This is a genomic window from Rhodohalobacter mucosus (assembly GCF_003150675.1).
In the GTDB taxonomy this organism is placed as follows: domain Bacteria; phylum Bacteroidota; class Rhodothermia; order Balneolales; family Balneolaceae; genus Rhodohalobacter; species Rhodohalobacter mucosus.
On the sequence record NZ_QGGB01000005.1, the window covers coordinates 75,962 to 88,669 of the forward strand.

At 48.9% G+C, this 12,708-nt stretch carries 13 protein-coding genes; 4 read left to right on the forward strand and 9 right to left on the reverse strand.

Going from position 1 to position 12,708, the window contains the following annotated elements:
• Positions 1–76 precede the first annotated feature (76 nt).
• The 3 genes from DDZ15_RS05905 to DDZ15_RS05915 are packed head-to-tail and all read left to right on the forward strand — an operon-like array spanning position 77 to position 2,559.
• Positions 77–814 carry a hypothetical protein gene (locus tag DDZ15_RS05905; protein ID WP_146198524.1) on the forward strand — a complete coding sequence of 246 codons (738 nt, stop codon included), beginning with the start codon at positions 77–79 and terminating at the stop codon, positions 812–814.
• Between the two features lie 9 nt (positions 815–823).
• Positions 824–1,888 carry a sensor histidine kinase gene (locus tag DDZ15_RS05910; RefSeq protein ID WP_109646092.1) on the forward strand — a complete coding sequence of 355 codons (1,065 nt, stop codon included), beginning with the start codon at positions 824–826 and terminating at the stop codon, positions 1,886–1,888.
• A complete protein-coding gene (locus DDZ15_RS05915) occupies positions 1,885–2,559 on the forward strand; it encodes a LytR/AlgR family response regulator transcription factor (RefSeq protein ID WP_109646093.1) in 675 nt (224 codons plus the stop codon). Before DDZ15_RS05910 ends, DDZ15_RS05915 begins: the two co-directional genes overlap by 4 nt.
• 45 nt (positions 2,560–2,604) lie before the next feature.
• On the opposite strand, the gene DDZ15_RS05920 is transcribed toward DDZ15_RS05915, so the two are convergent.
• Together DDZ15_RS05920 and DDZ15_RS05925 are read right to left on the reverse strand one after the other, a co-directional pair.
• A complete protein-coding gene (locus DDZ15_RS05920; protein WP_109646094.1) occupies positions 2,605–3,546 on the reverse strand; it encodes a matrixin family metalloprotease in 942 nt (313 codons plus the stop codon).
• A 107-nt stretch (positions 3,547–3,653) separates the two neighbouring features.
• Complete coding sequence (locus DDZ15_RS05925) at positions 3,654–5,801, reverse strand: YCF48-related protein (RefSeq protein ID WP_109646096.1); 2,148 nt, start codon at positions 5,799–5,801, stop codon at positions 3,654–3,656.
• 165 nt (positions 5,802–5,966) lie between these two features.
• Here DDZ15_RS05925 and DDZ15_RS05930 point away from each other — a divergent pair, with 165 nt between their 5' ends.
• On the forward strand, positions 5,967–6,434 hold the full coding sequence (locus tag DDZ15_RS05930) for a hypothetical protein (protein ID WP_109646098.1): 468 nt from the start codon (positions 5,967–5,969) through the stop codon (positions 6,432–6,434).
• A gap of 110 nt (positions 6,435–6,544) precedes the next feature.
• Here DDZ15_RS05930 and DDZ15_RS05935 read toward each other — a convergent pair whose 3' ends face one another.
• The 7 genes from DDZ15_RS05935 to mbhE all read right to left on the reverse strand — a co-directional run bounded on the left by DDZ15_RS05935 (position 6,545) and on the right by mbhE (position 12,707).
• The gene (locus DDZ15_RS05935; RefSeq protein ID WP_109646100.1) at positions 6,545–8,263 is read right to left on the reverse strand and encodes a Na(+)/H(+) antiporter subunit D; all 1,719 of its coding nucleotides are present in this window, start codon (positions 8,261–8,263) and stop codon (positions 6,545–6,547) included.
• Positions 8,253–8,468 (reverse strand): hypothetical protein, encoded by a 216-nt coding sequence (locus tag DDZ15_RS05940; RefSeq protein ID WP_109646102.1) that lies wholly within the window; start codon positions 8,466–8,468, stop codon positions 8,253–8,255. The genes DDZ15_RS05935 and DDZ15_RS05940 overlap by 11 nt, the downstream gene beginning before the upstream one ends.
• A 43-nt stretch (positions 8,469–8,511) precedes the next feature.
• Entirely contained in the window at positions 8,512–9,993 is a 1,482-nt protein-coding gene (locus tag DDZ15_RS05945) for a monovalent cation/H+ antiporter subunit D family protein (RefSeq protein WP_109646104.1), read from the reverse strand.
• 117 nt (positions 9,994–10,110) lie between these two features.
• Positions 10,111–11,592: a complex I subunit 5 family protein gene (locus tag DDZ15_RS05950; protein ID WP_109646106.1), complete on the reverse strand. Its 1,482-nt coding sequence runs from the start codon at positions 11,590–11,592 to the stop codon at positions 10,111–10,113.
• Positions 11,589–11,957 (reverse strand): cation:proton antiporter subunit C, encoded by a 369-nt coding sequence (locus DDZ15_RS05955; protein WP_109646108.1) that lies wholly within the window; start codon positions 11,955–11,957, stop codon positions 11,589–11,591. Before DDZ15_RS05955 ends, DDZ15_RS05950 begins: the two co-directional genes overlap by 4 nt.
• Positions 11,950–12,390 (reverse strand): MnhB domain-containing protein, encoded by a 441-nt coding sequence (locus DDZ15_RS05960; protein ID WP_109646110.1) that lies wholly within the window; start codon positions 12,388–12,390, stop codon positions 11,950–11,952. The genes DDZ15_RS05955 and DDZ15_RS05960 overlap by 8 nt, the downstream gene beginning before the upstream one ends.
• Positions 12,387–12,707: a hydrogen gas-evolving membrane-bound hydrogenase subunit E gene (gene mbhE, locus DDZ15_RS05965; protein ID WP_109646112.1), complete on the reverse strand. Its 321-nt coding sequence runs from the start codon at positions 12,705–12,707 to the stop codon at positions 12,387–12,389. The genes DDZ15_RS05960 and mbhE overlap by 4 nt, the downstream gene beginning before the upstream one ends.
• Position 12,708: the final 1 nt, after the last annotated feature.

Genomic DNA, 12,708 nt, shown 5'->3' on the forward strand with positions numbered 1-12,708 from the left:
CCTTTCATCGAATAAATTTTTGGATAGGCGGATATTGACGGATACTTGCACTGAACCCAAATGAAACTTTCGTACCATGAAAATAACAACACATCACCTGTTGATGACTTTATCCGCGGCAGCCTTGTTGATTCTGACAGGTTGCGGAATTCCGTCTGTTCACCCCCTTTACGAGCAGGAAGATCTGATAGTTGACGAGAATCTGACCGGTACATGGGAAAATGAAAGCGGAGAAACCCGTTACGCCGTAATGACGGTGACGGATCTGAAAAAGAAACTTGAGCAAACGAATGAGGATATGGTTCTGCCCTATGATCCGGTGGTGGTCGACGATATGGAAATTTCGATGGATGACAACGTGCTGGGCCTGCTGGAAGGGTTGGAGGAGAAGGGTTTGGGAAATATTTATCTTGTCCAGAACCTTGGAAAGCCTGAAAATGTGTACCTGGCTGGATTGATTGAACTGAATAGCGGATACTACATTGATTTTACGGTTATAGATGTCGGTGCGGATGTGTTCAGATTCCCGGTCCATATCTTTATGAAAGCAACCGTTGAAAATGATGAAATCAGATTTGATTCGTTCAGCGAAGAATGGCTGATGGGGTTGATCAAAAACCGCCAGGTGCGGATAAACTATGAGATGACAGATTTCGAAAGATTTTTGCTCACAGCCGGTACCGATGAACTTCAAAAATTTGTCGGGAAGTATGGCGATATGAGTGAGGATGAAGGAATTTACGGAAACAGTTTCACCTACAGGAAAGTCAGTGCTGATGCAGAGTTCATCTATGATTCCGGTGAAGCTGAATAGCAGAAAGACGTGAACAGAAATTCATATGACATACTGAAAGTACCCGGCAGACGCTGGATTGAATATATCCTTTTCTGGATGATCTCAATCTGGTTTCTGTCGTCATACTTTTCCATGGGGGATCAGATTCAACGAATAGATCTGATCTACACTCTTTTATTTCACATCAGCATCTGGTTCGGGGTAACAGTGAACAGCTTTGTGCTGATTCCTCGGTTTCTGGCAAACCGGAAAAATCTCACATACATCGTTTTGTTTGTGCTGCTTCTGGAGGCCTGTATACGCCTCAATCAGTTTACGTTCAACTGGCTCTCGGATATCCTGTTTCCTGACTACTTCTTCATTTCCTACTATGAGAGAGTGGATCTGTTCTATTTCATGATCGCCTATCTTGGCATTACATCCCTGATCCAGTTCTCGCGCAGCTGGTTTCGTGAATCGGACGACAGGCGCCGGCTTGCACAGATCAAACAGGAGAAAACACGTCATGAACTTCAGGCACTGCGAAGCCAGGTGCAGCCGCATTTTCTGTTCAACAGCCTGAATACTATCTACGGATTTATCCGCAGGCAGTCGCCCAGGGCAGAGGAAGCGGTTCTGAAACTATCTGAGCTTTTGCGGTACACAATCAGGCAAAGCGAACGGGAAAAGGTACCCCTTGAAGAGGAGATTGGATACCTGTCGGATTACATTGGACTGCAGAAAATGCGACTCAATCAACCCGATAAGGTTCACTTTACGATATCGGGCGATGTTGATAATGTAATGATCATTCCCCTGCTGCTTATCGTATTTGTGGAAAATGGGTTTAAGTATGCAGATCTTGAATCGGGCGATCCGCTTGCGATCTCACTGACGGTGGAGGATAATGTGATACAGTTTACCATGAAAAACCGCATTGCCAATGATATTACTGCGGGAGACCCTGAGGAACAAGGCAATGGGACCGGGATTCAGAATGCGCGAAAACGGCTGGAGCTTCATTACCCCGATCGATACCGGCTTGATATCCGAACAGACAAGGAGTTGAATACCTACAACCTCGAACTGATCATAGAAACAGAGAAATCGTGACCTGTCTCATTGTAGATGACGAACCTGTAGCCCGGGAAATCCTGGAAAACTACATTGCTGATACACCGGGGCTGACACTTCTGGCAAGCTGCAGCTCTGGAATGAGTGCGTTTCAGCTTCTCAAGACAGAACACCCTGACATTCTCTTTCTGGATGTTAAGATGCCGGGCCTGAGCGGGATGGAGCTGCTTCGCACGCTGGAAAAACCTCCGGTGGTAATTCTTACAACGGCATATCCCGACTACGCACTGGAGGGCTATGACCTGAGCGTGACCGACTATCTTCTGAAGCCCTTCTCATTTGAGAGATTTTTGAAAGCGGTGCAAAAGGCGGAGAATAAACTGACCGGCAGCAGTGATACGGAAAATGTGCTCATGATCAGGGCAGATAAAAAAACATGGCCTGTGAAGATGGCTGATATTTTGCTCGTTGAATCTGCCGGTGATTATGTAACCATCCATACAAAAGAGCGGAAAATCACGGCTCACGGTACATTGAAGCAAATGGAAGATCAGCTTTCGCCCAATTTCCAGAGAGTTCATAAATCCTGGATTGTTTCAAGAAACGCCATTGAGTACATGGAAGGAAATACACTGATGGTTCACGGATTTCAGATCCCCATCGGAAAAACCTACAGGGAACCGGTCCGGGATTGGATGCAGGGAATCTAACGAATGGGAGAGGCTTCTGGCAGTGTCTTTTTTAAATGAAAGAGTTCATTCCCGGAGCTCTTCGCAGGTCTCGGATAATGCCTCAATATCTTCAACTGTGAGCTGAAGGGGAGTGGTATGCTGATATTCGGCTCTGTAGTACATTACGGAAAGCCGGTTTTCAACATGCGGAATGCCAAGGGCGTGTCCGAATTCATGAGCCAGTACCAGTTTGAGCTGTTCCGGATCATCGAATTGATAGATATTGATTTTAGGACGGTCCGCAATATTGGTGTAGGACCCTTTTTTAAATGCAGTCCAGGTTCCAAGCAGCCTGTTTTGCCGGTAGATCAGCTCATTGATATGGTCTGCAAGATCATTAAGCTCATCGGCCAGATCAGTGAGTCTTTGTTCTTCACTTTCTGCGTTCCGGCCGGCTTCTTCAAGAACGGGCCGTATTCTTTCTGCCTCCGATTTGTACTGATCAAGCCGTTCCTGCTCTCTGGCACTGCGGGCACCGGATACCTGTACTCTTGCAAGAGACTCATTGTATAGCTCAATCGCACGATTATATCGGGTAAGCTGACTATGGTACCGGTTCAGCGCCTGTCGATATGTGGCCATTTGATTTCTGTAGGAAACCTGTTTGGGAAAAAATGTTTGCCTGAGCACCCTGATCGAATCGGCAAGCTGGTCTTCCTCGTCAAATTGGCTTTGCTGTGAACTGTAAATCAGGTGAATGGTGAGAATGCTGTCGGCTTGAAGGGGTGTGAAGCTGAACAAATCACGTCCCGCAGCATCCGACCAGAGCCCGGTTACCTCTTCCACTATACCGGTGAGCTCATTTTTCGATAAACCAAACCGCTCATCAACCGAACCAATGGTCCATTCGACTGCCTCTCCACAGCTTCCGGCAGCCGGGTTTTGATTCAGACCCTGGCCTTTAGCAGAACTGAAAAGAAAAATCCAGATAAGAGCTGAAAGGTAAAAGCTGGTTTCAGGTTTCATGATTATGCTTTAGATCGAAGAACTCAATAACGGCGTTTTTTTACTTTTTCAGATAAAAGGAGTGTACAAAAAGGTTCACTGTTTCAGATAACGGTTCTTTTTAAAAGTTATTGATTCAAAAACCGCTTAATTTGTTCCAGTTCGGCACGGTAAACCCTGTTTGCAGGATCAAGGTCTGCGGCCTGCCTGTAGTAGTCTGCAGCCTCGCGCATGCGCTTATCTATCTCTTCATTCAGCCTCATAGCTTCCTCTTCATCGATGGTTAGCAATCGAATCTCCTCAAGAAATGAAGCAATGTTCACATTAATCCGACCCGACAGGGCATAACTTTCAGTGTGATCGGGATCGTTGTTTATGGCCACGGTAAGATCGCGGGATGCCTGGTCCGTGAGTTGATAAGCCTCGTTCAGTACCATGCTCTTTTCATCGGTGAGCCGGTCTTTTTCGCCCTGAATTTCTTTCAGTTCCTCAGCATCCGTGGTCCCGAAGCGGCGCATGTCAAGGTCCCATATCATTTCTTGTAAAACGGTTGCCCGTTCAAAAAGATCCATGGCCGTTCCTGTAACCCCGAGTGCCCGTGCATACCTGTATCGGGGTTCTTCAGGGTAGGTTTCAATGAGCCGGTCAAGAGAACCGGATGACACAGATTGTCCGGGATCATCCATTGAGATTTCCAGATCCGCAAGGTACTCAAGAAATATCGGTTCCTCCGGGTAGAGGGTATTGGCGTCAAGGGCAGTGATGCGTGCAAGATTCCGCTGATCCGTGAGCATATACAATCTTATCAGCAGATCATAAAGGCCAATCCCTGCATCTGTCGGTTGGGAACGCTCAAAAGCAACTTCAGCGGCAGAGAGAGCTGATTCAGCATTGCCGGACTGCAGTCGCGCATAGGCAAGATTCAGCCAAGAAGTGCTGCTGTCGGGCATAATAATTGCAGCATTGGTAAAATGATTGATAGCTGTGTGTAATGAATCATCGGGTATGTTTTCCGGACTTTCCAGGTAACGGTTATAGATTTCTGCACCCCGGTTGTTTTCCGCAGCAAAATAGATGGCCGGTATATCCCTTAGGTGGTCGGCCACACCCTGAGGCATACGGCTGCTGCTGTAGTAACTTTGAATACCCTGCATTACGAGAACCATCCGGCGATAGAGATTTGAACGCTGAAGCGGGTCATCCAGCTGCATTGCAAAATCGCCGTATTTCAAAACTCTGTTAAGCAGTTCAATTGCCTCACTGTCTGACTCAATAAATATATCCGGAGCCTGAATCCGTACCGGATCAACGTGGGTAACCGGAAAATCCAAACGTATCAGTGTTCCGCCGTTTCCCGATATCCATACCGTTCCGGACTCCAGAGCATGTATATCCAGTAAGTCTGCATCGATACCGGTTTCGATTTTTTCCCAGTTTTTTCCGCCGTCGCTTGTCTGCCAGAGCCCACCGTTTTGCGCAGATGCCCATCCCGTCCGGTCATTCAGGAAAGAGAGTGCCGTAAAGCCGGCGGATTCAGATCGCTCGAAAAGCTCATAATCCTGTTGAGTGACTTCAATTCGCTGTATAAAGGTTCCGGAATCATCTGCTGCAATTGCATATCCGGCATCTGAACCGGTCATAAACAAAGAATGGAGTTCAGCTTCGTGCGATGTAACGGAGTTCAGGCGCATCCATGTCTGCCCGCCATCGCGGCTGTTCCATACGGCGCCGCAGGCCGTAAAAAACCCGGTATCGGGATCGGTAAAATGCAATGATCGTATAGTACAGGCTTCCGGAAGAACCGTATTTCTCTGCCAGGTGAGCCCGCTGTTTTCAGAAGCGTAAAACCACTGTGCCGGTCCGCCACCAGCCTGAACGCGGTTTAAACCACTGGAATAAAGTGTGTGGATATGTCGCGCACCCGTCGAACCCGGTCTGTAATCGGCCCAGTTTCGACCGGCATTGTTGGTAAATAACAGTATTTCACCGCCGCCGGCAATCCATCCGGTCTGGTGATCAAAGAATGAGATCTCAAAAAAAGAATCGGAATACTGGGTTTGTATCTGTTCCCAGTTCGAGCCGCCGTCGCTGGTTCTCAGGATCGTACCGGCTTCCCCCACAGCCCAGCCGTGCAGCTGGTCTGAAAAATAAACCGCATATAAATCTTTGGTACTGCCGCTTTCGATTATGGACAGCGACTGTGCGAGGCATGGCTGACTTGATGAAAAGCCAAAGAGCCCAAACAGGACAAGTGCAAAAATGGGGACATATCTCATGGCAGCTGTGTATACATGGAATGCTAACAGATCGGAACAAATTTTCAAAACCCGTTTCTTTCACGGCATGGTTCACCTTGCATTTTGCACAAAAGATAAACAAAACACTGTTTTGATATTGTTTACCTGTTTCCATTTTCAATACGGTTTGATTACATTTTTTATATGATTCGTTTAGCAACATACCGTCAGCTTATCTTGTGGTCTCTCCTGATGACTGCGTTCCTGATCTCGTGTATGCCGCAAATGTCTGTATTTAATGAAGCGGCATACAGACAGGCCGTGGAACTTAAAGTTGCGTCATTGAATTTGCTGGACAAAGCATCTACGCCTTATGCAGAAAACAGGGAGCAGGTTGAGACATTGAAACTGGAGCTGCTGAAAGCCTGGGAATATGCAAAGGGCAGGCCGGACAATGAGACAAGTGCAGAGCAGTGGGAAATACTTATTGATCCGGAGCGTAACCGACTGGGTAATTTTTTTGTGAGGTGGGAGGAGAGGGAAAGGCTGTCACCGGCCATCGTACGAGAATACAGACTCATTATCTCTGATACGTTCGATATGATTATTTCACTGGAAAGCGGGAAATTAAAGCCGGAGGAAGTCATTCAGCAGTCTCCGGTGATACAGTAACGCCGTTTTTTTGCATTTCAGCGTGAACCGAATCCCATTGCCTTGCGAAGGAGAGGATGTTTACAAGCAGATACAATATCTATCCGGAAAATGAGACCCGGGTACTGCGATTACAGAAAGTAAACGGCTGCAAAGATTAAAAATCCAAGCAGAACAAAGCTCATTACCACCTCCATGGCCGGGCTGTAGCCGGCGGCACGGTTCTCTTTTGAGGTGAATGGGTTGAGCCAGGTCATTGGGTTTTTGAACTGCTCAGAAAGGAATCGCGCAATTCCCAGAACGGTATCCTCAAACCAGCCATATACCGCATTGGGTACGTTTACAAAAAGTTTGCGGACGGTGGGAGCCGGTTTTCTGTAGAACCAATCGGTATCGAGCGCAATTTTGGGATCGCCTTCCAGCTTCTTGCGAAGAATCCAGAATCCGATATAGGTAAACACCAAAATCTGAATCATCTCCACCAGATGGTAGATGGTGTAGGGCTTGTACTCAACCGGGTAGGGCAGATACTGGTAGAGGAGTGCCGGGTAAACACCGAACAGTGTGCAAAAGAAGGCACCGATACCCATCGCAACCAGCATGTTGAACGGTATGGGTCCTACCGTGATGTCACTTTTCGACTCACCGAACCAGGTGAAGTAGGGAAGCTTAAGACCCGTATGTAAGAAGGTACCCACCGAAGCGAGGATCAGCAGCAGCATCACGACCTCCAGGTGCGCTTCGCCGGCGGAACTCACCACCATCGACTTACTGATAAATCCGTTAAACAGCGGGAAACCGGAGATCGAGAAAGCTCCGATCATGTAGAGAAAAACCACCGCTTTCATTTTGGATGCGAATCCGCCAAGCTCCGTAAGTTTGCTCTTGCCGGTTGAATAGAGAACCGCACCGGCCCCCATAAACAGCAGTGATTTGTACAATATATGGCTGAATGCGTGGGCTGTGGTGCCATTTAAAGCCATTTCAGTTCCGATACCCACACCGGCCACCATATATCCAACCTGCGAAATAATGTGATAGGCAAGGATTTGACGGATATCGTTCGCCAGTACCGCATACACCACACCGTATAGCGCCATGGCCACTCCAAACCAGATCAGAATATCCCAGCCGGGGAAAACCCGCACGAGAACATAGACGGCCGACTTGGTTGTAAACGCACTCATGAATACCGCGCCTGTAACGGTGGCCTTGGGATAGGCATCGGCCAGCCATGCATGAAGCGGTGGTATGGCGGAGTTGATGGCCACGCCAAGAAGAATCAGAACGGATGAAAACGTATATGCATCGGGCAGGCTTTCAACGGTTATGGAACCGGTCTGGCTGATATGCCACAGTATGCCGCTGAAAAGGAGGCCGCCCCCGAAAATATGAACCAGCAGATAGCGGAGTCCCGCTTCGTTGGTCTCCTGCGTGCGTCGGGCCCAGATCAAATAGGTGGAGCTGACGGCCATCAGCTCCCAGAAAATAAACAGGGAAAACCAGTCGCCGGCAAATGTGACCCCAAGCGCTCCTCCACCGTAAACAAGCGCCGAAGTTTGCTGGCCAAGATCTTTCAGGTGAAAGGCGTAAATGCCTCCTATCACGGCAATCATTGCGAATATGGTGCCGAAGATACGGCTGAGCGAATCCACAAAAACCGGTGTGAGCTCATAACTGCCGAAAGGAACGGTAAGCGAGTAACCGTCGGGCAGCTGCCACAGTACTCCCAGGGCCGCCAGCGGGAAGAGCAGGAACGCCGGGGAGCGCAGCTTTTCGGGGATCAGAGGGAGGACAAAGGCTCCCAAAATGACAATTACAGCCGGCATGAGAAGCAAATCAACGATCATAATACTCCTCGCTTCTGAAGATGAACAGTTTGCCCAGCCACTTGCTTACATAAATGATCACAACGCAGCTTAAAAACCCCCAATAGATATAAAATCCGGGTATGGCGTTCCACCAGTGTGAATCGTAATCGGCCAGGAATACAAACTCCAGAACCAGGCTGATCACGGTCAGAATGCCGAGTGCTATCCAGTGCCAGGTTTTCATATAAATATCGGATTCATGTGTTTCGGTATCGTTTCCGGATGGCCTAGCCTCCGGTAAAAAGTGTTGCGGCTATTGCGCTTGCCAGGTCAAAAAAGTTGAAAAAGAGATTCGGGAAGATCCCGAACAGAATCGAAAGTACCGCCGTTGCGAAAAGGGGCACCACCATAAAAGGGGATGCCTCACCATAATTTTCGAGTCCCTCGCCTTTGCGGAAATACGCGCGCTGGATGATCGGGAAGAAATAACCGATGTTCAGCAGGCCGCTAACCACAAGAATAAGTAGCGGAATAATCATGTCTCCTTCAAGGGAACCGAGCGCCAGGTACCATTTGCTTACAAATCCGTTAATTGGAGGTACGCCGGCAAGCCCCATCGATCCGATGGTAAACGCAGCCATGGTCCAGGGCATCACTTTTGCAATACCGTTCAGCTCGCTGATGTTCTCTTTATGGAGGTTTACATAGATTGCTCCGGCGCAAAAGAAGAGGGTGATTTTCATTGTGGCGTGTGCCGCAATGTGCATAATGCCTCCCTGCATCCCCAGAGGTGTGATCAGCGCTACGCCGAGAACGATGTAGGACAGGTGGCCCACGGTTGAATAGGCCAGCCGGCGCTTCAGGTTATCCTGTGCAAAAGCAAGGAGTGACGCAATAATGATGGTCGCTCCGGCCAGTACAATCAGAATATCGTTCAGGCCATATGCCAGCATCACGTCGGTGCCAATCACAAAGCCGACGACCCGTATTACGGCAAACACACCCGATTTCACCACGGCTACGGCGTGCAGCAATGCACTTACCGGTGTGGGAGCGGCCATAGCGGAGGGCAGCCAGCTGTGAATCGGCATAATGCCCGCTTTCACGCCCACCGCACCCAGGAAAAGTATAAAAATGACCAGCATGGCTGAGTGGGGGATATCCGTGTTGTTGAAGAGTCCGCCCGGGGTAAAGTCAAGGCTCCCTGTATAGGTGTACACCATTCCGGATGCAGCTATTAGCAGTAGTCCGGCGGTAAGGGTGTATGCGAGATATTTTCGTCCCGCATTGATCGCTTTGCTATTCTCCTTGTGAATCACAAGGGGATAGGTGGCCAGCGTCAGCATTTCATAGAAAAGAATAAACGTGAGAAGGTTGGCTGAAAAAGCGATGCCTATTGTAGCGGACAGACACACTGCAAAACTGGCAAAATACCGGGTTTGCTTGTGTTCGCCCGCTCCGCGTACGTAACCGATGGAGTAGAAGGATGTGAATATCCACAATCCGGATGCAATCACCGCAAAGAACACACCCAGCGGATCGGCTTTCAGTGCAAGCGGCAATCCCGGCGCCAGGTCCAGGATATGCAGCTCAACCGAACTGCCCTCAATGGCTCCGGGGAGCAGTGTAAGCACCAACCCGAATTTGACGACGGCCGCCAGGATGGTCCAGAATTCCCGCAGGTTTGGTTTCTCCGAACTCAGCAGAATCGGGACCACCGCAACCAGCGATACCAGAATTGCCATCAAAGGAACAAGAGAAAGATCCATCGGTTATGTTTAGGAATTACAAATTTTTGTTAGTTGTCAAATGTCAGTTGTCTGTTGTCAATTGGACACTGTATACTCCATTCAATACGCACGCTTCATCCTATTCAGAACAAGGCGCTACATCGGGAAGACTCCCAAAAGGATTCCAACGATGGCCGCATTTGCAAAGCCAATCACAAACAGGCTGACAGCCAGCACGGAGGTGGGTATCAGCATGGATGCTTTCGGCTCGTTATAGGATCCGCCGGAAGGTTGTTTCTGCTCCTTCGACGGATTCATCATATATACTTTTTCAAGAATGCGGAAGAAATAGACCGCATTAAGCAGTGAACTCACAAGTATCACTGCAAGGAACAGCCAGTTGCTGTTGTCGATGGTTCCAAGCGCCAGGTACCACTTGCTGAAGAATCCCGCAAGCGGAGGGAGGCCCACCATCGATATGGCGCCAATCGAAAAGGCCGCCATGGTCCAGGGATATTTTTTCCGGTAGCTGTCATTGAATAGGCTGATATCGGAATGACCCTCTTTCACCCGAAGATGACCGCTCACCATGAAAAGACAGGCTTTCATGACGGCGTGGTTCAGCACATGAAGCAGGGCGCCTGCGAATCCCCATGGATTGGCCAGGCTGAGGCCCATAATAATATATCCGATCTGTGATACCGAGCTGTAAGCCAGCATCCTCTTCATTTCCGTTTGCGCAATGGCCATGACAGAACCATACAGTATGCCTACACATGCCAGAACACCCACTACATAGGAGACAGGAGCAAACGCATCGGTAAGCTCGATGCCGAAAAGCCAGAGCATAATTCTGAACAGAATGTAGGCTCCGACCTTTGTTCCGATGGGTGCAATTAGTGCAGTGGAGCTTGTAGCGGCATAGGTGTAGGAGTCGGGCAACCAGCCATGCATGGGGAAAAGGGCTGCCTTCACACCGATCCCCACAATCATCAGTATCAGGGCGGCAAATGCGGCCGAGCTGTCTATGAACATCGGGAGCATGGCGGTCATGTCAATAATATTGAGCGTACCTGTAACCGTGTATAGAAACCCGACACCAAGCAAATAAAGCGTGCCGCCGGTGGTTCCGATAATGAGGTAGCGAAATGCCGCAAAAGGGGCCGGTTTGTCTCCGATGGAAATCAGCGCATACGACGACAGGGAGGAGATTTCCAGAAATACATAAAGATTGAAAAGGTCACCGGTCATCAGCATCCCGTTAAAACCGAGCAGCATAAGCATCGAAAGGGCAAAATAGGGCATCACCTTGTCGGGAAATTCAATTCTGGAAATTTCCCTGGAGTAGATCAGTACAAAGAATGCAACCAAATTAATGACCAGTACGAAAAAACCGGAAAGCCCATCATACACGAACTCAATTCCGATAGGCGGTTCCCATCCGCCAAAGTAGTATCGGATCATCCCGTTGTTCAGATAATCGATAAAACCAATCAGTGAAAATAGAGAAGCCAGGCCGGTACCCAGGACGGCAAGCGGCTGACAAAGATCCCGCCTCCAGAGTCCAAACGACGGAATCAGGATGGAGAACAGAACGTAAGTCAGAGCGATGTAAGCAGGAATATGCGACTCGATCATTGAATTTTTTCTATCAGTTCCTGTTCATCCAGCGTGCCGTAACGGTTATAGATCGCCATGAGCAGTGTAAAAGCTACGCCCAGTGTTGCAACACCTACCACGATGGCGGTCAGCATCAGCGTATGGGGAAGCGGGTTAAGGTACTGTGCTACCTGATCAACCGGGATGGAATCATCAATTACTGTAACGGTAGCTCCCCACTTGGAGGCAATGGCCACAAAATAGAGCACAACGGAAGCCTGTATAATCACAAGGCCAAGGGTTTTCTTGACCAGGTTCTTTTTGAAAAGAATGCCGTACAAACCGATGCACAGAAGTATAATTGTAAACCAATAGGCATAATGGCCCGTAATAAAATCAACCATAGTCTTCCCCTTTAACCATATTGTCGAATATCATAATCAGGATAGCCATTACAGCGAGACCAATTCCCACTTCAATGATAAGAATACCGTAGTAACGCAGCATATCAGGTTCAAGGCCCGGAATGGGCAGCTGGCCGTAATCCAGAAAATAGCCACCCATGGCCATTGCGGTGAGTCCGGTTGCGAAATAGATCAGCACACCCACAACCGCAAGAGGGGTGGTTGCAAATTCCTGAATCTGCAGCCGCGATATTCTGCGTCCGCTGGCCACCCTCATCAGCAGGACGGATGCCGCAAGAAGCGCACCACCCTGGAATCCGCCGCCGGGGCTGTAGTGCCCGAAAAAAATTACATACCACCCGAAAACCATGATGTAGGGGCTCAGAAGACGGGCACCCAGGAGTACAATCGGACTTTCAAACTGACGCCTCATAGTGCGGAACTCCTCCCAAGCCTTCTGGTTCGGCGCAGCACCAGCAGAGTAATGAGTCCCGCGGTGTAGATTACAATCTGTTCGCCAAACGTATCAACGCTTCGATAGTCGCCCAGTATAACCGTTACAATATTGGGAGTATGAGCATCACGATATGCATTTTGAATGGCATAATTCCCGATTACGCGCGTATTGTTAACGCTGCGCTCTGCATGCATGCGGTTATCGGGATCGCCCCGGAAAGGCAGGTCGGAAGCTGCGAAAATCATGATCGCTGCAAACAGAATCAGTAAAAGTATTTTTAAGCCTTTCTGCATG